We start from the raw sequence: 24,555 nt of genomic DNA, 5'->3' as shown, positions 1-24,555 counted from the left end.
TGTCTGTATCCACTAAATCTACTGCGGTTTGCACGAAATCTGCGGATCTGAAAGCGGAAGCCCTTGCGGGCGGCATGCCGCACCCCTACACTCCTGCCAAGGGTTACTTGGCGGATTCGTTCCTGTGGTCCGGCGTCGGCTTGAACTTCTGTTCGGTCATTGCCGGGTCCGGTCCCGATCTTGGGAACGCCCATCCGCGCCAACCCTGAGTTTCACAACTGAAGATCTTGGTTTGACCCTGGCTGGGGAGCGGCAAGCAGGGGTTGCGCTTCATTGCGTGGCCCCGTCTTAGCAATCGGCGTACCACTCCAGGAGTTCTCATGCCCGGTCCTTCAGCTACCCAACCGCAGCGGGCCTACAAAGGTTTCCTTGTGCCTTTGGTGCTTGCCATGGTGGCGGCCCTGCTGCCCCTTTCAGCACCGGCAGCAGTTGCGGCGGGCCCATGTGATCCTGTGGTGAACCTTGTGGCGTGCGAGAACTCCAAGGCCGGGAGTCCGCCCTCCGAATGGGACATCAGTGGCGCCGGTGATGACAGCATCCAGGGCTTCTCTACCGAGATCAGTGTGAACGCGGGGCAACCTATCCGCTTCAAGGTGGATACGAGCGCGCCCAGCTACACCATCGCGATTTACCGCACGGGCTGGTACGGCGGCCTGGGCGCACGCAAAATCGCCGATGTGACGCCGTCGGTCCTCCGGCAGAATCAGCCAGCCTGCCGCAGTGACGCCACCACAGGCATTTTTGACTGCGGCACATGGGCAGTGTCCGCAACATGGCAGGTGCCGGCCACAGCCGTTTCAGGGGTCTACATCGCCCTGCTGAAGCGGCCTGATACAGGGGAGAAAAGCCACATCACGTTCATCGTGCGTAACGATGGTAACCGTTCCGCAGTGGTCTTCCAGACCGCTGACCAGACGTGGCAGGCCTACAACTCCTACGGGGGCGCTGACTTCTATCAGGGGGTCAACGGCCGCGCCTATAAGGTCAGCTACAACCGGCCCATGGCAACCAGAGGAGGACCGGATGGCCGTGACTTCTACTTCGCCAACGAATACCCCATGGTGCGTTTCCTTGAGCAGAATGGCTACGACGTCAGCTACATCAGTGGTCTCGATGCGGACCGCAACGGCGCCGAGTTATTGAACCACAAAGTGTTCCTGTCTGTAGGCCACGACGAATATTGGTCAGGACCGCAACGGGCCAACGTCACGGCCGCGAGGGATGCGGGAGTGAATCTCCAGTTCCTCTCCGGCAACGAAATGTACTGGAGGACACGGTTTGAACCCTCCGCGGTGGATGGCGCAGCCAACCGTACCCTGACCTGCTACAAGGAAACGTGGGCAAACGAAAAGATTGACCCCACAGTGCAGTGGACGGGCACCTGGCGGGATCCTCGCTTCGCTTCGCAAGCCAACGGTGGTGGGCTCCCCGAGAATGGGTTGACAGGCACTCTGTACATGTCCAATTTCTCTGACCTACCTGTGACAGTATCCGCTCAGGAAGGGAAAACACGGCTCTGGCGCAACACGTCTCTGGCGACGCTTTCCGCTGGTTCTTCCGCAGCCTTGGCTCCCCACACCGTGGGATACGAGTCAAACGAAGATCTGGACAACGGATTCCGGCCGGCGGGTTTGGTCAGGTTGTCCACCACGGTAGGAAGTGTTCCACAATATCTCCAGGACTTCGGCAACACCGTGGCTCCGGGAACCACCACCCACAACGTGACTCTCTACCGGGCAGCAAGCGGTGCTTTGGTCTTTTCTGCAGGCAGCGTCCAATGGACTTGGGGCCTGGACCAGGAGCACGACGGCAATGGCGCGCCGGCCGATATCCGCATGAGGCAAGCGCAGGTCAATCTTTTGGCCGACATGGGTGCGCAGCCGGCCACGAGGGCTGCCGGACTGGTTGCCGCGGCGCCCAGCACCGATACCACCAAGCCCACTGCCGCCATCTCTGCTCCGGCCAACGGCGCCACGGTACCCCACGGAAACAGCGTCACCGTGACGGGAACTGCCGCTGATGTTGGCGGCGTGGTGGCCGGGGTGGAGGTTTCAACCGATGGCGGCACCACCTGGCATCCGGCACAGGGCACTCAGAACTGGACCTACACGTACATCCAAAAGGGCCTCGCCACGGCAACAATCCAGGCCCGGGCCATCGACGATAGCGCCAACATCGGGGCAGCAACCGTCAGGAACCTGACCCTCAGCGGACCCTACAGCGTCTTCGGCCAGACCATTCCCACGGTCAAGGATTCAGGTGATGGCGGAGCGTACGAGATGGGCTTGAGGTTTACGCCCTCCATAGACGGTTTCATCACGGGCGTCCGCTTCTACAAGAGCACAGCCAACACCGGAACCCACACCGGGTCCCTGTGGAGCTCCACCGGCGAGCGCCTGGCCACAGTGACCTTCACCAATGAGACGGCATCGGGGTGGCAGACCGCACTCTTCACCCAAGCTGTGCCTGTGGCGGCCGGACAGAAATACACCGTGTCCTACTGGGCGCCGAACGGCCATTACTCCACCAAGGACTATCAGTGGGCAAGTTTCGGATCCACCGACGCACCCCTGAAGGTGGCCGGTGGTTTCGGAGCCGAGCCGGCCGGGGTCTATGCCACGTCTCAAGGCTTTCCCACGACGAGTTACAACGGCGGCAATTACTTCGCCGACGCCCTCTTCAGCACCGTGGACAGCTCACCGATGACCGTATCAGGCCATTCACCGATTCCTTCATCCTCAAGCGTTTCCGTCAACACCAAGGTGAGCGCAGTCTTCTCCAAACCCGTCACCGCGGCCAGTGTCCAGTTGACCCTGCAGTCGCCTTCCGGGCCGGTGGCAGGCACCACGGCGTACGACGCTGCCACGCGGCGGGCGACCTTCACGCCGTCGAACGCCCTCGCCTTCAGTACTCAATTCACCGCCACGTTGTCCGGCACTGATTCGATCGGTGGGCCGGTCACAGCTGGGGGGACGTGGACCTTCACCACGGCAGCAACGTTGCCAGTCCCGGGCGCCTGCCCTTGCAGCCTCTTTGATGACTCCGTCACGCCCGGTATTGCCGAACTGCGTGAGGGAGTTCCCTTGACCTTGGGCGTGAGGTTCTCCAGTGTCTCCGCCGGTGAGGTCCTGGGCATGCGCTTCTACAAGTCGGCAGGGAACACGGGAACCCACAACGGTGCCCTTTACTCGGTAACAGGCCAGCAACTGGCAACCGTGGCTTTCACGAATGAAAGTGCCTCCGGGTGGCAAACGGCAATGTTCAGCCAACCGGTACAAATGGCTGCGAACACCGACTACATCGTTTCCTACAAATCACTGACCGGCACCTACTCGGCCACTACCAACGGGTTCGGTTCCGGCATGAGCGTGGGCCCGCTCCGGGCTGCCTCTGATGCAGGCGCCTACACCTACAGCGGTGATTTCGCCTCCGCACGCTCCACCACCAGCTATCTGGTGGACGTCATAGTCAACGTACCCAACCCGCCGTTCACTGTCGGTTCACACTCGCCGATCCCCAACGCGGCCAGTGTCCCGCTGAGTTCTGCCGTCAGCGCCGTACTGTCCGAGGCTGCGGTGGCATCCAGCGTGACGCTGGGGCTGAAGATCACCGGCGGAGCTGCCGTCGCAGGGACCACCACCTACGATCAAACCACCCGCAAGGTGACGTTCACGCCTTCTGCACCATTGGCTGCAGGGACCTCTTACACGGCAACAGTCACTGCCACCTCAGTGTCCGGTCAGCTGATGTCAAGCGGGGGCAGCTGGACATTCACCACGGTTCCGCCTCCGCGGACTCCCGGGGTGTGCCCGTGCACGCTCTTCCAAGACACAGTGACGCCCACGACTCCGGATGCGAACGATGGCGTGCCGTTGTCCCTGGGAGTCCGGTTTGCCAGTGACACCGCCGGGCAAGTCACCGGGGTGCGGTTCTACAAGGCGGCCGGCAACACCGGAACCCACACCGGCTCGCTCTACACGACCACCGGGCAGCTGCTGGCTACAGTGACGTTCGCCAATGAATCCAGTTCGGGCTGGCAAACGGCCACCTTCAGCCAGCCTGTCAGCATTGAGGCCGATACAGAGTACGTGGTGGCCTACAAGTCACCTACCGGCAAGTACTCCTACACTGCCGGTGGATTTGGTGCCGGCCTGACGAGTGGTCCGCTGCGTGCAGCCTCGGATTCCGGAGCCTTCGCCTACAACAGTGACTTCCCCAACGCTTCCTCCACCGCCAACTACCTGGTGGATCTGGTGTTCACGGTGACCACACCGCCGTTGACTATTTCCGAGCAGGTTCCGGCGCCGGGTGCCACCGGCATACCGGTGGACGTCAAGCCGTCCATTACCTTCTCGTCCGCCATACGGCCGGGCGCTTCATTCACCCTGACGGCCAACGGCAGCCCGGTTGCGGGGACGGCGGTCCTGTCCGCCGACAGCCGGAGCGTGACGTTCACTCCCACGGCGGCGCTGCCTGCCAGCACCGTGATTTCCGTGAGCGTGGCAAACGTTGTGTCCCAGCAAGGGCAGGCATTCCCCACCACGGCCTGGCAATTCACCACTGCGGCACCGGCGGTGCAACTATCCACGATCTTCGGATCGCTGGTTCCACAGGTTGCCGCGAACTCTGACTTCCTGTCAGTGGAACTGGGTACCGCCTTCACCGTGTCCCAAGCCGGGAATGTAACCGGCATCCGCTTCTACAAGGGAACCGGAAACACTGGAACACATGTGGGCTCGCTGTGGAACTCGGCCGGCACCCGCCTTGCACAAGTGACTTTCACCAACGAGACAGCCACAGGGTGGCAAACCGCCACCTTGGCAACACCCGTGCCGCTGGTCACCGGACAAACCTACGTGGTGTCCTACAGGGCACCGAACGGCCGATACTCCTCGACGGCAGGGTTCTTCAACCAGACCTGGAACAGCGGGGTGTTCACCGCCGCAGGCCCGAACAACGGTCGGTACCGGTATGGCTCGGGAGGTGTGATGCCAACGAGCTCCTGGAACGCCACGAACTACTTTGTTGACGTGGTGTACTCCACCACAGCTCCGGCCCAGCAGCAAGCTGCGTCGACGGCCACAGCAACTCCAACGGCCACATCCACTGCCACCGCGACACCAACAGGGACGGCCTCACCAAGTCCTACGGCAACGGCCACGCCAAGTCCGTCACCGACTCCCACCCAGTCCGGCGGATTGCTCTGCGGTTTGTTGAGGGTTTGCTGACGCTATTGGGATCCTTCAGCGAACGACGCTGGGCGACCACGCATGGGCGATGAACAAGCTGGGTTGGGAACCGGGTGCGGTTCCCAACTTCCAGATGTTGCTGTCTCCGTCAGTGGATTCGTCAGCTAAGCCATAGAGAAGGTTGTGGTTATCCAGCCATTCGATCTGGTCATCAACACTGCGCCTCTCTGCGAGGACAATCTCCTGTCCCGTAGCGAGGTCCAGCACAGCGACGTTCCAATGAGCTGCCAGCGCGCCGCCGTCGTTCTTCTTGTACGCAATCCTTTGCCCGTCCGGCGAGATGGACGGGCACTCCACATTGTCGTGAATGGCGGTCAAGGTCTTTGCGGACAAACTGCCCCGGACCAGCCAGATGCGTCCCGAGGAAGCTGCCGTGGCGTAGAAAACATCACTCTGGCCGGGCGCGAACGTCACACCCCAGATGTTCCTGTCCGTGGCAAGAAGCCGCTCACCGTTGACCATCAAGGCAAAGTCCTCCAGATTGCCGGAGGTCCCGTCCGGGAGGCTGATCTCGGTGGCCGTGGAAAAGCCAGACGTGGCGTAAGAGTGGCCCGAAACGAAGACCGTGGTGGCAATCATGGATCCATCGGCGCTCATGCGGGTCCGGCTGGGTATTCCAGGGACCGGCCATGTCCGCTCCCGATCCCAGTTGCGGTCCAGGACAACAGCGTCAAACGCTGTTACCAAGCCCCTGTTGGTTTTCAAGCACACCACTTTGTCCCGTGTTCCGTAAACGCGATCACACTCCTGCCCGCTCACGGCACGGGATCCGCCGGGAGCCGACAACGGGACCGTGGCTGCGTTTCCGTAGCCCTGGCCCGACGCCGTGTTCCGGAAGAGGACGAATGAGCCAGCCGGAAGCGGCTGGCTCGCTGTGACGCCCACCGACGACACCGCGTTTCTGCTCTCTTCAAACCGCTGGTACGCCCCCACCGCGTAAATACCCGCCGCCACCAACACCAGCGCTGTGACGGCAAGAAGGGCACCCCACCGCATCTTACTTTCAACGAGCGAACCGCTCATGCGTCATGCCCCGCGTCATGAGCGTCATCTAATTCCGCTGCCGGGATGACCCGGGCACCTCGAAGTATGACCGCGACAGCCACAACAGTGCAGGCCAGCAATCCTCCCGCCACCGCCATGGCCGTTGGTGCACCAACTGAATACCAGAGGACACCAAAACCTGCCGATGCGATCATCCTGGTCAGGGCGACGACGGTCTGTGCCGAAGCGATACCCGTGGCGAGTTTCCCCGGCGGTGTCAATTGACTGGCCAGGGCGGCCAGGACGCCGTCAGTGGCTGCGTAAAACGCTCCCAGAAGGATCAAGCAGCCGATAGTCGCCCACAGCCCTCCGAACGGCGCCGCTGCGAGGAGGTAGGTTGCCAGCAGGGCAAGGTGACCACCCACGAACACGGGGATCTTCCCCACCCGGTCCGCGAGCCGGCCCAGCGGAATGGCGAACGCCAGGAACACCACGTTGGTACCGACGAACAACAGCGGAAACCACTGGACAGCGAAAGAGTCCCGTGCCTGGAGCACCAGGTAGATGAAGCCGTCGCCAATGGTCACCAAGCCCAAGAGTCCCGCGGCAATCAGCAACTTTCCCAGCCCCGGTTCCTTCAGGTGGCTCCAGGAAAAAGCGAAGAGCCGCCGACCCTCCCGGCCCTCCACTCCTTGGAGGCCGCGTGCCTTGATGTCCGGCACCACCAAGGCGAGGACGGCGACACCAATGACCGCGAAGGCCAGTGACACCACAAACACCGTGCTGAAGCCGTTGGGGATCATCAGCAACACGAAGAAGGCAATCAACGGCCCGGCGGCAGCGCCGATGTTGTCCAGCATCCTGTGCACGCCAAACGAACGGGCCAGATGTTCAGGCTGCGCAGATACTGAGATCAGGGCGTCCCGCGGAGCCGTGCGGATGCCTTTGCCGATTCTGTCGCCGGTGACTATCGCCGTGATGGCCCAAAACCCGCCGGCAAAGAGGAAACCTATCCTGGCGAGCATCGATAAGCCGTAACCAGCCAAGGCTATCCGTTTGGGGTGACCACTGCGGTCGGCAGCCCAGCCGGCAGCGATCCTGACGATCGCGCTGGCACCTTGGTTGATGCCGTCGATGAAACCGAAGGCAATGGTGGAGAGCCCCAGGAAACCGGTCACATATAAGGGCAGGATCGCCGTGACCGACTCAGAGGAAACATCGGTCACCATACTCACAATGCCCAACCACAGAATGACCGGAGACAAACGGAACGGCACTTCGCTCGATAGTGCCGTTCGTGGTCCCTCCGGCTTGTCCCGTTTCCCGCGGTCCGAGAGTGAAATGTACATCGCTGCCCCTAGTCCGCCGCCGCGCGCAGGCTGCCCAAAAGCTGGAATCGTGAGGTACCCGTACCTGTAGTCGATACCGAAACCGTCACCGTATCCGTGCCTCGCACGAACCGTTCGGCCATCGCTCCGTCCAGAGCCGGCGCAGCCTCCGACCAGAATCCCTGGGCCACCAGGGACTGGCGGAAGGACGCCAGGACCTCGGCTTGTGGCTTGGCAATGATGCCGTCTGCGGCGACCTGAAGGACATCACCGGACGTCGAGACTGACGTGGAGCCGATTGTTGTACCTTCGGGCAAACTCAGGACCCCTCCCGGCCATCCGTCCACTACCTCACCGGACGCGCTGCCCGGCTGCGGCAAAGGGCCGGTAATTAGTGGCGCAGGGGCGGAAGGCTCGGGCAAACCGGTGGGCGTTGCCGTTACGGGCGGCAGGACCTCCAAGGGTTTCGCCGCCACAGGGCCGCCGTCACCGCTGCTGCTTCCGCTGCCGTCGGTGCCGGACGTCGGAATGCCAGTCGCCGGGCTCCCGGTTGTCGTTTTCCCGGACGGAGGGTTGCCGCCCGGAGTCGCTCCCCCTGCAGGGGCGGCGCTTGATGCCGCACTGGGAGCGGATGTTGATGTGGCTTGGACGGCAGAGGGCCTTGGCTTCCCAGCCATCTGGTCCAGAATGATTGCGGCGGCGGCGATCAGCACAGCGAGGCAAATGCCTGCAAGCACCAGCCGCCGCACCATCATGGCATATCCGAAGTGGCTGAGTTGCCGGGTGGTTGCCAGGCCATATCGTTAAGGGCAGCAGGTAGAACTGACGCCACCGGCAGTGTGGTGGCGTTGACGTGCGCGATGGCGATTCGGAACGCCAAGCTGTTCATGGGGACAGTCTGCCATTGCCATCCCGATTCCGGAACAGTTTTGGGCCTACCAACGTCCATTCCGCGGCCGCGGTTGGCACACCGGGCAGGTATAGGAAGAACGGTTCATGAACTGTTCCCGTTTGATGATGCTCCGCAGGCCTATCTCCTCGCAGCGTCCGCACAGTTCACCAGCACGTCCGTAGGCATTCAGAGACCGGGCAAAGTACCCGGAATCGCCATTGACGTTGACATATAGGGAGTCGAAACTTGTCCCCCCGGCGTCAAGGGCGGCGTTCATGACATCCTTCGCAGCCTCGACCAACCGCTCCGCATCCGCTCGGCGAAGTGTGTCCGTTGCCCTGGCGTAGTGGAGCCTGGCACGCCACAGGGCTTCGTCCGCATAGATGTTGCCGATGCCGGAAACTACCGATTGATCCAGAAGCGCGCGCTTCAGGCCTGTCTTGCGGCTTTTGACTTTCTTATAGAAAGCGTCGAACGAGAAATAGGGGTCCAGCGGATCCCTGGCAATGTGGGAGGCTTCCTCGGCGATCTCCGGCAGCGGCGTCTCGCCCAAGCCGCCAGGGCCGCCGTCGACTGTTGGCACCAGGGACGTCACGAACAGGCCGCCGAAGATTCTCTGGTCAACAAACCGCAGTTGTTCGGGCATATCGGGCACGGTACTGAGCCTGATTCTGACTTTGAGGTGCTTTTCATCAGCAACGTCCGGGTCCTGCATCAGGAGTTGACCGCTCATTCCCAGATGCGCCATGAGCGCCACCTTCGGGAGGTCTCCCGGGTTAGTTCCGGGGTCACCATCCGGCGAGTCCGGCATGGCAAGGGGCATCCAGAGGAACTTCCCCCGGCGCACAACGTCGAGCACGGTGGCGTCCACAAGATTGCCGATGAAGTCCTCGGTGCCAAGCGCGTGCCGACGGATGGACCGTGAATCCAGGACATCGACGCCTGTGATGGTGCGTCCACGAACCCAACGGGCCAGGCCGCGGCGGACTACCTCTACTTCGGGAAGTTCAGGCATGGGGTTTATGAGGTAGCAGGACCGGCGGTGGTGGAGTCCAGGGCGGTCAGGGCACGCCAGGCATCAGCGGCAGCTTCTTGTTCCGCTTCCTTCTTGGAATGACCCGAGCCTCTGCCGAAGGGCGTGCCGCCAATATTCAGCACTGCCTCGAACGTCCGGGCGTGATCCGGCCCCGAGCCTTCAACGGCATAGTGGATGGCGCCCAGTTGCCGGCTCGCGGTCAGCTCCTGGATGCTCGTTTTCCAGTCAGTTCCTGCTCCAAGTGCACCTGCATCCTTCAGGAGCGGGCCCACCAGGCGCATGACCAGTTGACGTGCTGTCTCGATGTCGTTCGAGAGATACGTGGCGCCGATCAGGGCCTCCATGGTGTCAGCCAGGATGGAGGCTTTGTTCTTGCCGTCGGTCAGCTTCTCGCCTTGCCCGAGGTAAATGAACTCACCAACGCCGATCTCCCGGCCAATTCCGGCCAAGGCACGCGTACTGACGACGGCGGAACGCCGCTTGGCGAGCTCGCCTTCGGGCAGCGAGGGGTTCTCACGGTAAAGAGAATCGGTGACGGAAAATCCCAGGATGGAGTCGCCGAGGAACTCGAGGCGCTCGTTGGTGGGAATCCCGCCGTTCTCATACGCATATGAGCGATGTGTCAGAGCAAGACGAAGCGTCTCGGTGTCAATCGAGACACCGAGACGCTTCAGAAGCTCTTCAGTTGAAGACATCCTTAGTCAGCCTGTACGGCAGATTAGGCGTCTGCGACCTTGCGGCCCTTGTATTCAAGGAACAGCGCGGTGCCGGCAGAGTCAGTAACGACCTTTGCCTGGTGCGGCAGGCTGTAGGTAACCTGACCGTTTTCGATGGTCTTGACCAAGTTGGGGGCAGTTGCCTTCCACTGGGCACGGCGGGCGCGTGTATTTGCGCGAGACATTTTCCGCTTGGGAACAGCCACGGCTATCTCATTTCTCTCTTAGACGAACACTTACTAATCGGTTTGCCGGTCAGTCTTAGCCAGATCAGCTAGGGCAGCCCAGCGAGGGTCAATGACCTCGTGGTGGTGCCCCGGCTCGTCTTCCAGGCGCGCTCCGCATTCGGAACACAGGCCCTGGCAGTCTTCCCGGCACACCGGCTGGAACGGCAGCATAGTGACAACTGCGTCCCGCAACACCGGCTCAAGATCGATCAGATCGTACTCGACTCGACGTTGCTCTTCATCGTCTTCTTCGCCTGAAAGCTCGACGCCTTCATAGAAGAAAAGTTCTTGCACATTGACCTCAAGGTCATACGCAAGGGGATCCAGGCATCGACCGCATTCGCCGGTTACTTCGACGACGACGGTTCCGGATACCAGAATTCCTTCGTGTACGGCCTCAAGACGAAGATCCAGCTCGATATCCGAGCCTTCCTTTACGCCAATGAGCGCCACACCAAGGTCACTTGGCGCAGGTACATGCTCGTTGAGTGTCCGCATGGTCCCTGGACTACGTCCAAGGTCCTTGACTACCAGCGCCAAGGGCGAACTTGCATCTCGCTTAATGAGAACTCCTGTAGAACATATGACCGACGTACCATCTTAGCCTGATCACGCTTGAGGACTCAAACCGACGCCGGGCGCAGGTAACTACGCGGTGGTTTCAGCTTGGGGAACTCGGCGCAACGGCGCAAGGTACCTGTCAAGCCTACCCCTTGCGCGGCTGTTCCGTTGGCGGCTCGCCAGCCAGAAGCCTTTTCAGCACAGATTTGGGGACGAAGTCGGAGATGTCCCCACCGAGGACGTTGATTTCTTTGATCAAGGTGGAGGAAAGGTGCAGGTAGTGCGCTTCTGCAGGCAGAAAAACCGTTTCGACGCCGGTCAGCTGGCGGTTCATGGTGGCCATGGGCAGCTCGTAGTCGAAATCCGAGGATGAACGCAAGCCCTTGACTATGGCTGAAACACCCCGGTGGCGGCAGTACTCAGCCAACAGCCCCTCGCCCATGGGCTCAACGATGATGCCGCGTAGGGAGGCCAGGGTTTCACGGGCCATCTCCATGCGGTCCTCAAGGCTGAACCTGTACTTCTTGGCGTAATTTGTGGACACGGCCACAATGACTTCGTCGAACAGGCCGGCGGCCCGGGCGATGACTTCGAGATGTCCGTTGTGGATGGGGTCAAAGGATCCAGGGCATACCGCGCGTCTCATGAGACGAACCTACCCCATGACTTTGCCGGGATACCATGGCTGACATGGCATCCGCAGGCAGCAACCCTTCCTTGAAAATGAGCGCAGACACCACCGAGGACGCCCGACCGGCACCGTGGCAACGGGCCGCCACAGGAGCCAATTTGCTCTCCCCGGAAGGAAATCTGGGAGTCACAATCTTCGAGGAAATGACCACCTTGGCGTTGTCCACCGGTGCCATCAACCTCGGCCAGGGGTTTCCGGATGAAGACGGCCCTGCAGAGATCAAAGCCGCTGCCCGGTCCGCAATCGCCTCAGGTGCCAACCAATACGCGCCCGGCAAAGGCGTTCCCGCGCTTCGCGAAGCCATTGCCTCACACCAGCAACGTTTCTACGGGCTGACCCCGGATCCTGACACCGAAGTCCTCGTGACAACGGGTGCGACGGAGGCCATCGCAGCCACCCTGCTGGCCTTCATCCAACCCGGCGACGAAGTCCTGACCTTCGAACCCTTCTACGACTCTTACGGCGCCATCATCGGCATGGCCGGAGGCAAACACGTCACGGCTCCCCTGCTTGCCCCGGACTTCCTCCCCGACCTCGAAGCTTTGGAAAGCTCGTTCAGCAGCCGCACCAAAATTGTCCTTCTGAACAATCCGCACAACCCCACAGGCGCCGTTTTCCCGGAGCCCGTCCTGGCCAGGATTGTGGAATTGGCGGCAAAGTACGGTGCCATCATTGTCAGCGACGAAGTGTACGAGCACCTCACCTTCTCAGTACCGCACATCCCGATCACGTCACTGCCTGGCGCCGGCGAACGCACCATCACGATTTCCTCTGCCGGTAAGACCTTCTCCTTCACCGGCTGGAAGATCGGGTGGCTCACCGGACCGGAACACCTGGTAGCTGCGGTGCGCACCGTCAAGCAGTTCCTGACCTACAGCTCCGGCACCCCCTTCCAGAGCGCCATTGCCGTGGGCCTGGGCCTTCCCGATGAGTTCTATACAGGCATTGCCGCTACCCTCGGCCACAAACGCGACATCCTCGCCGAGGGCCTGCGCGCTGCCGGATTCGGCGTGTACAACCCGAGTGGCACCTACTTCATCAATGTCGACACAGCACCCCTGGGCATCCTCGACTCGGTTGACCTTGCCAGGCGCTTACCGGGGCTCGTTGGCGTGGCAGCCATCCCTGTTCCCGTGTTTTGCCATCCGGAAGGGGCCGAGCGCACACGCAGCCTGCTGAGATTCGCCTTCTGCAAGAAGACCGACGTCCTTGAAGAAGCCGCCGAACGCCTCGCCACCCTGAAGGACAGGCTCTGAACGCCGCAGGCTCCGGCCGGCATCAGGCAACACGTTTCCTCCGAACCACAGGGCAGCACGCCACGATCGAGGCCGATACCTTGGTTGAGGGCGGCTTCATCCTCAGCATCGGCGGCGCCGAACAATCACACGTGAACCTGGCCGAGCCCTCGGACATCTTCTACGAATACCTGCGCAGGATCGGCCATGTGGTGGACTTGGCGGCCGAGCCTGGACAACCCATTAACGCCCTCCATCTTGGCGCGGGCGCCCTCACTCTGGCGCGCTACATCCAGGCAACCCGCCCGGGTTCGGAACAGCATGCGGTTGAACTTGAGCGCGAACTCCTGGACTTCGTTCTTCAGAAGCTGCCCATGCCTGCCGGAACCACATTGACCACGCACATCGGCGATGCCCGCGACTCGTTGGTTGAGCTTCCCGCCCGGGTGATGTTCGACGTCGTGATTCTGGACATCTTCTCCGGGCCGGAGGCCCCTGCCCATATCGCCTGCCGCGGGTTCTACGAAGAAGCAGCGGCGCGGCTGCGGCCCGAGGGCGTGTTGATCGTCAACGTGGGCGATGAACCTGCGCTCACGCTGGTGCGCAGCCAAGTGGCTGCACTGCGCCAGGCCATGCCGGACGTCGCCGCCTTCGCCGAAACAGGAATGTTCGCCGGCCGCTACCCGGGCAACATCATCCTGGTGGGTACCCGCAAGCCGTGGTCTTCGGAGTGGACAGCGCAGTTACTGGCCCGCGGCCCCCACCCCGCCACCGTCCTCACGGGCGTTGAACTGGACCGGATCACGGCCTAGCGTCCCCGGGGGCGTTACGCCGGTTCAGCGAACCACAGTTTGGTCTCGCCATACTTCTTGTCGGCAAAACACTCCAAGGACTCGGGCCACGCCGGTTCCGGGCTCCTTGAACTCCGTTCCACCACCACGACGGCTCCGGCGTCCACGTGCGGCGCCAACTTTTCAAGCACAGCACTCAACGCCGGCTCGTCCAAGGGGTACGGCGGATCAAGAAAGACCAGGTCCCACATGTCGGCGTCGCTCGCACGCTCCAGGAACGACTCCACCTTGGAACGGTGAACGGAGACCGTCTTGCCGCCCAGCAGTTGGTTGACCAAGCCCGCATTCCGCTGGCAAACGTCGCTTGCCTTGGCATCGAACTCCACCAGATCCACGCTCCGGGCACCCCGGCTGGCACTTTCGATGCCTAAGGATCCGGAACCTGCGTAGAGGTCCAGGACCCGGGCGTCGTCAATGACGGCCAAGGATTCCAACCGGGAAAACAACGCCTCCTTGACCCTGTCCGTGGTTGGACGCGTGGCGGTTCCGGGGACGCTGGTCAGCGGGTTACCACCACCAACTCCGGCGATGATCCGGCTCACAGGGAATCTCCACGCGCGAGCAACCGGGGATCTCTAACCGCGTTCAAGGAACGCCTCCTTCTCAGGGTTCAAATATTCATCAATCGCAGCGGCCAAAGCCGGCTGATGGTCCAAGGCAGCATCTTCCGACACCAGGCCCTGGGCGTCAGTACGTGCACGGGCAATGATGTCCTCGTGGTCAAGGACACGGAGCAACTTCAACGTGGAGCGTCCGCCGGATTGCGAAGCACCCAGGATGTCTCCTTCCCTGCGGAGCTTCAAGTCTTCCTGGGACAGTTCAAAACCGTCGGTTGTTGAAGCAACAGCTTCAAGCCGCCGACGACTCGGATGCCCCGGTTCCAAGGTAGTCACCAGAAGGCAAGTGCCGGGCAATCCCCCACGCCCTACCCTGCCGCGCAACTGGTGGAGTTGCGAGATGCCAAACCGATCGGCATCCAGGATCACCATGAGCGTGGCGTTGTGAACGTCCACGCCCACCTCAATGACGGTGGTGGACACCAGCACTTTGGTGCTGTTGGAGGCGAACGACGCCATGGTCTCCGACTTCACCTGCGGATCCTGCCGCCCATGAAGCGGTGCCACGGGGACGCCGGCCAGTGCGGGTTCCTGCAGGAGGGCGTCGACGACGGCGGTCACCGATGCCAGTTCCCGCGCCGGGCCTTCGTCCGCAAGGTCCGCGTCGCTGGGTTCCGCTTCGCCCGGGCTGAAATCGCCGTCGTCGTCCGAGCCAATCTTGGGGCACACCACATAGACCTGATGACCCGAGTCCACTTCTTCACGTGAACGCTTCCAAATGCGGTCCACCCATCCCGGATTTTCCGCGAGCCCCACCACGTGCGTCGAAATCGGTGCGCGCCCCGCAGGAAGCTCGTCAAGGATGGACGTCTCAAGATCACCGAACACCGTCATCGCCACCGTGCGGGGAATAGGCGTAGCCGTCATGACCAGCAAATGTGGGGGCCGCTGCGCCTTGGCCCGGAGGGCATCGCGCTGCTCCACGCCAAAACGGTGCTGCTCATCCACCACAATCAATCCGAGATCCTGGAAACTGGTTTTGTCGCTCAGCAGGGCATGGGTGCCAATAACAATGCCGGCATTTCCGGAGGCAGCATCCAGCATTGCCTGCTTGCGGGTAGCCGTGGGCATGGAACCCGTCAGGAGTGTCACCTGCACGGCTTCCTGGGCCGAGTCGCCGCCCAGCATTCCCACGCCGCCAAAGATGTGGTCACGGGCCAACGCTCCGAGCGTCTTCCGGATGGAGTGGAAGTGCTGGGCCGCAAGGACCTCCGTGGGTGCCAGGAGTGCGGCCTGGCCGCCTGCGTCCACCACCTGCAACATGGCACGCAGGGCCACAATGGTCTTGCCCGAGCCAACTTCTCCCTGCAACAGCCTGTTCATGGGAGAGTCGCGCCCGAGCTCTTCAGCCAGCGTCTTTCCGACGGCGGATTGGCCGGCAGTAAGAGTAAACGGCAGGTTTTGATCGAAGGTGCCGAGCAAGCCATCCACCCGCGGCCTACGCGCAGTGGCTTCCTCTGCTGCAAGTTGGGCGCGACGCCGTGCCAGGGCCGTTTGCAAAACCAAGGCTTCCTGATACCGGAAGCGCTCCTGGGCGCGTTGCCAATCCTTGGCGGTCTCGGGCGAATGGATCAAATGGTAGGACTCAGCCACGCTCAGCAGCCCGTCCCTTCGGACGATGCTTGCCGGAAGCGGATCCTGCAGGGAATCAAGGTCCATGGTCTGCAGTAAGGCAGTAATCACCTTGTGGATGGACCAACTGGTCAGCTTAGCCGTTGCAGGATAGACAGGAATGGGCATGGCGGCGAGCTTTTCGGGATCCACGGACCCCTCGGCTTCAGGGTCCTCGTCCAAGAGAAGGAAGTCCGGGTTGGTCAAGCCAAGGGACCCACCGTAACGGGACACCTTCCCCGAGAACATGGCGCGCCGACCTGCCAGTAGTTCTGCCTTCGCCCGGAACCCGTTGAAGAAGCTGACCTTCAACGTCCCCGGGACGCCGCTGCCTCCGGCTTCGTCAGTGACCACCACATCCGTGATGGAACCGCGCCGTGCCCGCATCTGGCGCGTGCTGTTGGACAGCACCCGGGCAATCAGTGTGACTTCCTCATCCAGCGGAAGGTTACTGATGGGCGTCAGTTCCCCCCGGCTCAAGTACCTGCGAGGGAAGTAGTTCAGCAAGGATCCGGTGGTTTTGAGGCCCAAGTGCTTTTCGATGACAGCCGCGGAGCGCTTGCCGATCCTGCGTTCGAGGGGCAGTTCCAGCTCAGAATTCATGCCGTGACTGGCCTGGAACGTTGAAGGCTTCGTTGATGCTGGCGGACTCGCTGCCGGAGGATTCCTGGGTGGCCGGCTCGTGCCCGTTGTCACGGGGAATCGCCAACTGGCTTACTGCGATGTCCGTGGGCTCTCCCAAGGAACGAATGAGTGCGACAGCCGGCTCAGGATCAGGAACATGCACGTGAACGCGCCACCTGTAGCTCATTTCCACGCCGGATTCGTCGTCGTCATCATCGTTGCCCTGCGCACCGCCAACCTGGCTCATGATCACGGATTCGCCCATCTCGTCCAGGCGTTGCCGGAGAATGGCCGCATTCAGGGGCGAAAGATTGATGGTGCACATGACTTCCACACCGTCGTCGGCGGGCATGTGCTCATGGATGTGGGGATCCTGCAGCTTGTAACCGTGGAGGCCGTCGAGTAGTTCATCCTGGAGTTCCTCACCCAGAACGGCGGAACGGAGGCAATCGAGCACCAGCAGCATACCTACGCCCCCGGCGTCCACAACGCGTGCCTCATGAAGCTGTGCGAGCTCGTCCTCGGTCCGGACAACCGCTTGGTACGCGGCATCCACTACGGCGTCGAGGGACAGTCCCAACGCATGGTTGCTGTCGTCGCCACTCTGGTTCGCGTCCACTTCCTGGGCAGCATGAGCGGCGGCTTCCAGGACCGAGAGCATAGTGCCGGCCACGGGTTCGCTCAAGGCAGACCACGCCCGGATCTGTGCCCTGTTCAAGGCTGTGGCAAGCAGCGGGGCGCTGAGGCGGGATTTGCCAACCAAGGGCTCTGCAGCGGCGCACAGGAAAACGGCAAAGAGCGTGCCCGAGTTGCCCCGTGCTTGTTCCATGGCCGCCTGCCCGGCCCGGGACAGCAACGCCCCGACGTCGTTGCCGGTCTCCGTTGCGTCAATCGCAGTGCCGCCTAAGGCAGCCACTGCGGCCCGGACAGTGAGATAGAGGTTGGTTCCGGTATCGCCGTCGGCGACAGGAAAAATGTTGATCGCATTGAGGCGGTCGCTGTGGTTACCGAGGACCACCTCCGCCTTGCCGAGCCAACGTTTCATGGCGTGCGCATTCGCGGCGATCTTAGTCTGCAAAGTGATCCCATCCAACAGTGTCAGCAGTTTGCCCGGAAATCCGGACGCCACTGCCTGGCGGCTCGACAACGGCTTGCACCGAGCCTATCGCAGTGAAGCCCTGCGGTAGCTGAATACTTGCCGGGAACGTGGCAAGCAAACTGTGGTCTTCTCCCCCGCCCAGCACCCATCGCATGGCATCTTCGCCAAGCAACTTAGCCGCAGGTTCCAACGGGACTGCGTAGTTCTCCAAGGCAGCGGGATCGAAATCCAAAACCACAGTGCTGGCGCCGGCCAAGCGGCTTCCATCGCGCATCAGGCCATCGGAAATATCCATCATGGCGGTGGCACCCGCACGCGCGGCCAGGGGGCCGGCGGCCAGCGGAGGCAGCGGCCTGCACTGGGTGTCCACCAAGGTCCGCAGTTCGCTCGACAGGCTGTCCAAGGTAATCCCGCTTTCCAGCAGCGCCCAGCCGGCAGCGGCCCTCCCCAATGTTCCCGAAACCGCCACGATGTCCCCCGGGTTGGCTCCGGACCTCAGGACCGGCGCCACACCGGAAAGAGTACCGACGACGGCGACAGTCACCGCCAGCTCGCTGCCCCGGCCGAGGTCTCCGCCGGCCACGGAGCAGTCCGGGGCACCCAGGCCAACGATCGCCGCAGTGAGGCCATCGGCAAAGGCTTCCACCCATTCGACGGGCGTGGTCGGTGGCATGGTGAGGCTCACCACGAGACTCGTGGCGCTGCCGCCCATGGCGTTGATGTCGCTCAGGTTTTGCGCCGCGGCCTTCCAACCGACGTCGTATCCGGTGGTCTTGTAGCCGTTGGGCCACTCAAGCCTGAAGTCTTGATCCTGCGTCTGAGTGTCGATGGAGATGAGGGTCCGGCCGTCCGGTGCTGCAATCAGGGCAGCGTCGTCTCCGGGTCCCAACAAAACGCCGGGGCTATGGTGCAGTCGCGGGAAAATCCTGGCGAGGAGGGCGGACTCCGAAAGGTCTTGGACGGTCAACTGTTCTACTGGCACTGCACTCAATTCTTCTCTTGGCACGACGCTCGGTTCTTTAGTGGCCGACGCATCCCACGCACTGCACCCGGCTCGTCTGCAGGTACCTCCATACGCTATCGCGACCCACCGACAGAATACTGTGGCAGTCCCCCACCACGTTCCATCAGGATTGTGACCCGGGCAACGCGAATCTTTCAGCCAGCGCCCGCGGGATAGGGTGGATGGATGCACCGAAAGACCCTCCGCCGGACTGCTCTGGCCATCGCCCTGGCCTCCGCTTCCGCCACCGCTTTGTCGGCCTGCGCCCCCGCCGTGGACGTCACGGCCGCCGGAGACGCCGCCAATCCCGCCTGCGCACCAATGATGGTGGCCCTGCCCGATCAGATCGGTGATGCTGCCCTTCGCAAGACCAACAGCCAGGCGACAGCCGCCTGGGGAGATCCGTCCCAGGTCATCCTCCGCTGCGGCGTGAACGTTCCCGGCCCCACCACAGACCGTTGCGTCAGCGTCAATGACATCGACTGGGTCATCAAGGAAGGCGATCCCGTCTACACCCTGACCACCTTCGGTCGGGAACCAGCCACGGAAATCCTGATCGATCCGGTCAAACTGGAGGCAGCGAACATCAGCTCGGCTACCGTTCTGACCGAGCTGGCAGCCGCGGTTGGCAAGATCAAGGCAACCGGAAAGTGCGTCGGCCAGGAAGACCTTCAGAACCTGCCGTCAGCGCAGTAGGAACCTCCGGCGGGGTTAGCGCAGTCCCGTCTTGCGGGTCAGCGCCAGATGGATCAATTCATCGATCAGGTCCCCGTAGGCCAAGCCGGATGCCGCCCACATCTGCGGATACATGCTCTTGGGCGTGAAGCCAGGCATCGTATTGATCTCGTTGATGATCAACTCACCTGCCGGGGTGTAGAAGAAGTCCACACGGCTGAGGCCTTCTGCTCCGACGGCGTCGAAAGCGACGGCCGCGAGTTCGCGTACCCGCGAGATTGCCTCGTCCGGCATATCGGCCGGGCAGCTCAGGGCTGCGGCCCCGTCCTCAACATACTTGGCGGCGAAGTCGTAGAACTGATGCTCTCCTTCTGCCACGGCAATCTCACCCGGCATGGACGTACGGGGAGCATCTGTGCCACGTCCTTGAAGGACCGCACACTCGATCTCGCGGCCCACTATGCCGGCTTCGATGACCAGCTTCAAGTCGTGACGGCGGGCCTCTTCGATGGCCGCGTCCAGCCCTTCGATCGAGTCCACCTTGGAAATACCCATGGACGAGCCTGCACGGGCAGGCTTGACGAACACGGGGAACCCCAGCTTATCCACCCGCTTTCGAACGGATTCGGCGTCAGTGGTCCACTCGCGGTCCGTGACAGCCACGTAGGGCCCTACGCTCAGTCCCGCGGATTCAAACACCACTTTCATGAAGTGTTTGTCCATTCCCACGGCCGAGGCCAGCACTCCGGCTCCTACATAGCGGGTGTCCGAGAGTTCAAGGAGACCTTGGACGGTACCGTCCTCGCCCCATGGCCCGTGCAGCAAGGGAAAGACGACGTCCACAGCACCCAGTTCCAAGGGCACGGCATTGGGTTCGGTCACGATGAGCTGATGCTCACCGCCAACCTCGGCCAAGGTGACGGTCTTACCCGACGGCGCCACCTCGGGAAGCGCTGCCGAACTCAAGGACCAGGCGCTGGTGTCGCCGGAAGCGAGAACCCACTGCCCCGACTTGGCGATGCCGATCGGTATGACCTCGTACTTGTTCTTGTCGATCGCGCCCATGACACCAGCGGCGGTGACGCAGCTGACGGCGTGTTCGCTGGAGCGCCCGCCAAAGAGAATCGCTACACGGGGACGGCCCGTAACAGGGGTGGAGTGGTCAGTCACCATCAGTAGTCGCCTTCGGACTTCAGTGCCCGGGCCAGCAGTCGCGGCCCCAGGTCATCAACGGACATTCTGCCTTCAAGCACTGCCACAACGGCGGCCGTGATGGGCATTTCAACTTTTAGCTTGCCGGCGAGCTCATGAACAGCCGGGCCGGATTTGATGCCCTCAGCTGTCTGTGTCATGTGTTCGGCAACTTGCTCAAGGCTAAGGCCTTCGCCAAGCAGCCTGCCGGCGGTGTGGTTGCGTGAGAGAGCTGAGGAGCACGTGGCCACGAGATCCCCGAGACCGGCCAGGCCGGCCATGGTGTGAGCTTCTCCGCCAAGGGCCAACGCAAGCCGGGAGGTCTCCGCGAGTCCGCGTGTGATCACCGAAGCCTTGGTGTTGTCGCCCATCTGGCGGCCTTCGCAAATGCCCACGGCAAGGGCAATCACGTTCTTGACGATCCCGCCGATTTCCACGCCCACAACATCAGTGCTGGTGTAGGGCCGGAAGTACGGCGCCGTGCAGCACAGCGCTATGGCGGCGGCGGCGTCGGCGTCGCTGCAGGCGACAACGGACGCCGTTGGTTGCTCCCTGGCAATCTCCATCGCCAGGTTGGGGCCCGAAACCACTGCTACGCGGGACGCGGGAAGACCCAACTCCTGGGCGATCACTTCGCTCATCCGGGCGTCCGTGCCCAGTTCCAGGCCCTTCATCAAGGAGACAACCACGGCGTCGGGGGCTAGAAACGGCTTCCACTCCCCCAGTTGCGGACGCAGGGACTGGGCGGGCACGGCAAGGACCACCAGCGTGGCATCCTTGAGCACCTCCTCCACATCCGTGGAGGCCGTGACCGACGCCGGGAGTTCGATGTCCTTAAGGTATTGCTCGTTGCGGTGCGAAGAGTTGATCTGCTCCACCACTTCGGCCCGGCGGCCCCAGATACGGATGCTGCGCTCACATCCGGTGGCCGCAGCCGCGTCCGCCAGGACCTTGGCAAAGGTGGTTCCCCAGGATCCCGCACCCAAAACTGCCACGATGTCCGGCGCATTGACGGTGACGTGCTCTGTTCTCATTTGCCGCCATCCCCTTCTTGGGCATCAGGTGATCCACCCTCAGTGAAACGGCCATGCCGGGACTGTTTGTGGACAGCCGGATCCCACCGCTCAGCAGGAGCAGCTTCGCCGCGAAGGGTTTCAAGAAGTTCCGTGATGGCGTCCATGATGACGTCAGTGGCAGCGGTCAGTGTTGCACGGTCCATCGGCCGGTCCCTGAATGCACTGAGATCTACAGGCTTGCCAATAAGCACGCGGACGGTTTTACGCGGGAAGATATGGAAACGCTTGGCATACCGCGGGAACACCTCCTGCGCACCCCAGTGCGCCATAGGTACTACTGGCGCTCCAGTCTGCAAAGCAAGCCTGGCCGCGCCGGTGTGGCCCTTCATAGGCCACAGCTCGGGGTCGCGGGTAAGGGTTCCCTCGGGGTAAATGATGATGGCCCCTCCGGCATCCACCACTTCCTTGGCTACATGCAGGGAACGGTTCGCTCCCGCCGTCGAGCGTTCAACCGGAATCTGCCGTGTCGCTCTCAGCAGGGACCCCAGCACCGGAACCTTGAAGAGGCCCGTCTTCGCGAGGAAGTGCGGGGGCCGCTTCTGGTTGTAGACCATGTGCCCGATCACGATGGGGTCGATCTCGGTGCAGTGGTTGGGTACTGCGATGAAGCCGCCGGGGGGAAGGTTCTCCGTCCCTTCCCACTTCTTGGCCATCAGGAGGTTCATCAGCGGACGGGCGAGACCGGCCAGCAGCATGAATGTTGCACGGCTCTTAGCCGATTCCTTCAAAGGAGCCCCCGCTACTTGGTGGTGGTGATATCGAAATCGGCGCCCAGGCCGGCCAGCTTCTCGGTGAAGCGCTCGTAACCGCGATTGATGATGTCGATGCCCGTAACCCGTGAAGTGCCCGTGGCAGCCAGCGCAGCGATGAGGTGGCTGAAGCCGCCCCTGAGATCGGGGATGTCGATGTCCGTGCCCCGGAGCGGAGTGGGACCGGAAATCACTGCCGAGTGCAGGAAGTTCCGCTGCCCGAACCGGCAAGGAACGCTGCCCAGGCATTCGCGGTGCACCTGGATGTTCGCCCCCATGCGCGCAAGGGCCTCCGTGAATCCAAAGCGGTTTTCGTACACGGTCTCGTGCACGATGGAAACGCCCTCGGCCTGCGTGAGCGCAACCACCAATGGCTGCTGCCAGTCCGTCATGAATCCGGGGTGGACGTCCGTCTCCAGGACCAGCGGGGAGAGCTTGCCACCCTGGTGATAGAAGCGGATGCCGTCGTCACCGATGTCCATGCCACCGCCCACTTTGCGGTAGGTGTTCAGGAACGTCATCATGTCGCGCTGCGAAGCGCCCTCTACGAAGATGTCGCCTCGCGTCACCAAGGCAGCAGAGGCCCAGGACGCGGATTCATTGCGGTCCGGGAGGGCGCGGTGGTTGTAGCCACGCAAGTCCTTGACGCCTTCAATCCGGATGGTCCGGTCCGTTTGAACGCTGATGATGGCGCCCATTTTCTGCAGGACGGCAATGAGGTCGATGATTTCTGGTTCAGTGGCCGCACCTATGAGTTCGGTGATGCCTTCGGCACGCGTTGCACTCAGGAGCACCTGCTCGGTGGCGCCCACTGAAGGGTACGGCAGTGAGATTTTGGCTCCGTGCAGTCCGTTCGGGGCAGAAATGTGGATGCCGCCCGGGCGCTTCTCCACCACGGCGCCGAACTGCCGCAGGACGTTCAGGTGGTAGTCGATGGGCCTGTCGCCGATCTTGCAGCCACCCAGGTCCGGAATAAAGGCCTCACCGATCGCGTGGATCAGCGGTCCGCACAGCAGGATGGGAATCCGCGAATCACCGGCGTGGGCATCAATGGCCGTACTGGAGGCCGTCTTCGCATCCTTGGGATCCAAAGTGAGGTCTCCCGATTCGGGATCCTTCACCACGGTCACCCCGTGCAACTGCAGCAGGCTGGTGACAACCTCTACGTCCTTGATTTCCGGCACATTCCTCAGCACCGATGGTTCGCTGCCCAGCAACGCCGCCACCATGGCCTTGGGCACCAGGTTCTTGGCACCGCGAACGGTCACTCGTCCAGTTAACGGGACGCCACCGCGGATTGTCAGAACACTACTCATCTATACCGGTTTCCTCACGACTACTCGCCCCCCAAACTTACAAAGGCTCCAGCTAAGCATAGAAGCTCGCTTTACCGATCCGAAATGGAACCGCCCGGCGCCCCGCCGATCAGCCCTCAGGGATCCGCGGACGAAAAAGGACCGGCCGGCCCGTCCAAAGGGGGCCTGCCGGTCCGTTATCCGCAAGGTTGCGGCCTCTTATCAGAGGCTAGAGCGCATCAACTTTCGCTGGCAGCGTCTTCGGCTTGAAGGACGGGCGTGTTGCCTCGTAGGCCGTGATGTCCTCCTCATGCTGAAGGGTCAGGCCAATGTCGTCGAGGCCTTCCAGGAGGCGCCAACGGGTGTAATCGTCAATCTCAAACGGAGCCACCACGTTGCCGCACTCCACCGTTTTGGAGACCAAGTCCACTTTGATCTCCGTACCGGGGTGGTTCTCCAGGACCTTCCAGATCAGTTCGATGTCGTCCTGGGCAACCTGGGCGGCCAGCAATCCCTGTTTTCCGGAGTTTCCCCGGAAGATGTCAGCGAAACGTGAAGAGAGAACGGCTTTGAAACCATAGTCCTTCAACGCCCAGACAGCGTGTTCCCGGGATGAACCCGTGCCGAAATCGGGTCCGGCAACCAGCACGGAGCCGGCGTTGAACGGGGCCTGGTTCAGGATGAAGGACTCGTCCTTCCGCCAGGCAGCGAACAAGGCGTCTTCGAACCCGGTCCGGGTGATGCGCTTGAGGTACACAGCGGGAATGATCTGGTCCGTGTCCACGTTGCTCTGGCGCAGGGGAACGCCGATGCCGGTGTGGGTTGTGAAAGCTTCCATGGGATCC

At 62.2% G+C, this 24,555-nt stretch carries 21 protein-coding genes; 4 read left to right on the top strand and 17 right to left on the bottom strand.

Features of this window, described 5'->3' with window-relative positions; genetic code table 11:
* Nucleotides 1–320 precede the first annotated feature (320 nt).
* Nucleotides 321–5,228 (top strand): DUF4082 domain-containing protein, encoded by a 4,908-nt coding sequence (locus AR689_RS08225; protein WP_062068962.1) that lies wholly within the window; start codon nucleotides 321–323, stop codon nucleotides 5,226–5,228.
* 15 nt (nucleotides 5,229–5,243) lie between these two features.
* On the opposite strand, the gene AR689_RS08220 is transcribed toward AR689_RS08225, so the two are convergent.
* From AR689_RS08220 to coaD, 8 genes are all read right to left on the bottom strand, one after another.
* Complete coding sequence (locus AR689_RS08220) at nucleotides 5,244–6,272, bottom strand: TolB family protein (protein ID WP_062068960.1); 1,029 nt, start codon at nucleotides 6,270–6,272, stop codon at nucleotides 5,244–5,246.
* Nucleotides 6,269–7,510 carry an MFS transporter gene (locus AR689_RS08215; RefSeq protein ID WP_062069651.1) on the bottom strand — a complete coding sequence of 414 codons (1,242 nt, stop codon included), beginning with the start codon at nucleotides 7,508–7,510 and terminating at the stop codon, nucleotides 6,269–6,271. The genes AR689_RS08220 and AR689_RS08215 overlap by 4 nt, the downstream gene beginning before the upstream one ends.
* 80 nt (nucleotides 7,511–7,590) lie before the next feature.
* On the bottom strand, nucleotides 7,591–8,316 hold the full coding sequence (locus tag AR689_RS08210; protein ID WP_062068958.1) for a hypothetical protein: 726 nt from the start codon (nucleotides 8,314–8,316) through the stop codon (nucleotides 7,591–7,593).
* Nucleotides 8,317–8,496: 180 nt separating this feature from the next.
* Complete coding sequence (gene mutM, locus AR689_RS08205; RefSeq protein ID WP_062068956.1) at nucleotides 8,497–9,468, bottom strand: bifunctional DNA-formamidopyrimidine glycosylase/DNA-(apurinic or apyrimidinic site) lyase; 972 nt, start codon at nucleotides 9,466–9,468, stop codon at nucleotides 8,497–8,499.
* Between the two features lie 5 nt (nucleotides 9,469–9,473).
* The gene (gene rnc / locus AR689_RS08200; protein ID WP_062068954.1) at nucleotides 9,474–10,184 is read right to left on the bottom strand and encodes a ribonuclease III; all 711 of its coding nucleotides are present in this window, start codon (nucleotides 10,182–10,184) and stop codon (nucleotides 9,474–9,476) included.
* A 23-nt stretch (nucleotides 10,185–10,207) separates the two neighbouring features.
* Nucleotides 10,208–10,411 (bottom strand): 50S ribosomal protein L32, encoded by a 204-nt coding sequence (rpmF, locus tag AR689_RS08195; RefSeq protein WP_011775139.1) that lies wholly within the window; start codon nucleotides 10,409–10,411, stop codon nucleotides 10,208–10,210.
* A gap of 33 nt (nucleotides 10,412–10,444) precedes the next feature.
* Nucleotides 10,445–10,972 (bottom strand): YceD family protein, encoded by a 528-nt coding sequence (locus AR689_RS08190; RefSeq protein ID WP_017199628.1) that lies wholly within the window; start codon nucleotides 10,970–10,972, stop codon nucleotides 10,445–10,447.
* 166 nt (nucleotides 10,973–11,138) lie between these two features.
* Nucleotides 11,139–11,639 (bottom strand): pantetheine-phosphate adenylyltransferase, encoded by a 501-nt coding sequence (coaD, locus tag AR689_RS08185; RefSeq protein ID WP_062068952.1) that lies wholly within the window; start codon nucleotides 11,637–11,639, stop codon nucleotides 11,139–11,141.
* A 35-nt stretch (nucleotides 11,640–11,674) separates the two neighbouring features.
* Here coaD and AR689_RS08180 point away from each other — a divergent pair, with 35 nt between their 5' ends.
* Entirely contained in the window at nucleotides 11,675–12,940 is a 1,266-nt protein-coding gene (locus AR689_RS08180) for an aminotransferase class I/II-fold pyridoxal phosphate-dependent enzyme (RefSeq protein WP_082697847.1), read from the top strand.
* Complete coding sequence (locus AR689_RS08175) at nucleotides 12,937–13,731, top strand: fused MFS/spermidine synthase (protein ID WP_197412847.1); 795 nt, start codon at nucleotides 12,937–12,939, stop codon at nucleotides 13,729–13,731. The genes AR689_RS08180 and AR689_RS08175 overlap by 4 nt, the downstream gene beginning before the upstream one ends.
* Before the next feature lie 14 nt (nucleotides 13,732–13,745).
* Here AR689_RS08175 and rsmD read toward each other — a convergent pair whose 3' ends face one another.
* From rsmD to AR689_RS08155, 4 genes are read right to left on the bottom strand one after another with little or no spacing between them, the layout of a single operon-like run.
* Nucleotides 13,746–14,312 (bottom strand): 16S rRNA (guanine(966)-N(2))-methyltransferase RsmD, encoded by a 567-nt coding sequence (rsmD, locus tag AR689_RS08170; protein ID WP_062068946.1) that lies wholly within the window; start codon nucleotides 14,310–14,312, stop codon nucleotides 13,746–13,748.
* A gap of 33 nt (nucleotides 14,313–14,345) precedes the next feature.
* Entirely contained in the window at nucleotides 14,346–16,601 is a 2,256-nt protein-coding gene (locus AR689_RS08165; RefSeq protein ID WP_062068944.1) for an ATP-dependent DNA helicase RecG, read from the bottom strand.
* Nucleotides 16,591–17,667: a DAK2 domain-containing protein gene (locus tag AR689_RS08160; RefSeq protein ID WP_062068942.1), complete on the bottom strand. Its 1,077-nt coding sequence runs from the start codon at nucleotides 17,665–17,667 to the stop codon at nucleotides 16,591–16,593. The genes AR689_RS08165 and AR689_RS08160 overlap by 11 nt, the downstream gene beginning before the upstream one ends.
* Nucleotides 17,668–17,689: 22 nt before the next feature.
* Complete coding sequence (locus AR689_RS08155) at nucleotides 17,690–18,703, bottom strand: thiamine-phosphate kinase (protein WP_156424551.1); 1,014 nt, start codon at nucleotides 18,701–18,703, stop codon at nucleotides 17,690–17,692.
* 207 nt (nucleotides 18,704–18,910) lie between these two features.
* Here AR689_RS08155 and AR689_RS08150 point away from each other — a divergent pair, with 207 nt between their 5' ends.
* Nucleotides 18,911–19,420: a DUF3515 family protein gene (locus AR689_RS08150; RefSeq protein ID WP_062068938.1), complete on the top strand. Its 510-nt coding sequence runs from the start codon at nucleotides 18,911–18,913 to the stop codon at nucleotides 19,418–19,420.
* A gap of 15 nt (nucleotides 19,421–19,435) precedes the next feature.
* Here AR689_RS08150 and AR689_RS08145 read toward each other — a convergent pair whose 3' ends face one another.
* The 5 genes from AR689_RS08145 to leuD form a co-directional block, all read right to left on the bottom strand.
* A complete protein-coding gene (locus AR689_RS08145; protein ID WP_062068936.1) occupies nucleotides 19,436–20,572 on the bottom strand; it encodes a D-alanine--D-alanine ligase family protein in 1,137 nt (378 codons plus the stop codon).
* Nucleotides 20,572–21,624, bottom strand: a complete 1,053-nt coding sequence (locus AR689_RS08140) for an NAD(P)H-dependent glycerol-3-phosphate dehydrogenase (protein ID WP_062068934.1) — start codon at nucleotides 21,622–21,624, stop codon at nucleotides 20,572–20,574. The genes AR689_RS08145 and AR689_RS08140 overlap by 1 nt, the downstream gene beginning before the upstream one ends.
* Nucleotides 21,621–22,394: a lysophospholipid acyltransferase family protein gene (locus tag AR689_RS08135; protein ID WP_062068932.1), complete on the bottom strand. Its 774-nt coding sequence runs from the start codon at nucleotides 22,392–22,394 to the stop codon at nucleotides 21,621–21,623. The genes AR689_RS08140 and AR689_RS08135 overlap by 4 nt, the downstream gene beginning before the upstream one ends.
* A gap of 11 nt (nucleotides 22,395–22,405) precedes the next feature.
* Complete coding sequence (murA, locus tag AR689_RS08130) at nucleotides 22,406–23,731, bottom strand: UDP-N-acetylglucosamine 1-carboxyvinyltransferase (protein ID WP_024817180.1); 1,326 nt, start codon at nucleotides 23,729–23,731, stop codon at nucleotides 22,406–22,408.
* Between the two features lie 208 nt (nucleotides 23,732–23,939).
* The gene (gene leuD / locus AR689_RS08125) at nucleotides 23,940–24,548 is read right to left on the bottom strand and encodes a 3-isopropylmalate dehydratase small subunit (RefSeq protein ID WP_062068930.1); all 609 of its coding nucleotides are present in this window, start codon (nucleotides 24,546–24,548) and stop codon (nucleotides 23,940–23,942) included.
* Nucleotides 24,549–24,555: the final 7 nt, after the last annotated feature.

The organism is Arthrobacter sp. EpRS71 (genome assembly GCF_001512285.1).
Taxonomy (GTDB): Bacteria; Actinomycetota; Actinomycetes; order Actinomycetales; family Micrococcaceae; genus Arthrobacter.
Note: the sequence above shows the minus strand (reverse complement) of the source record. Positions and strands in the feature narration are given on the sequence as shown.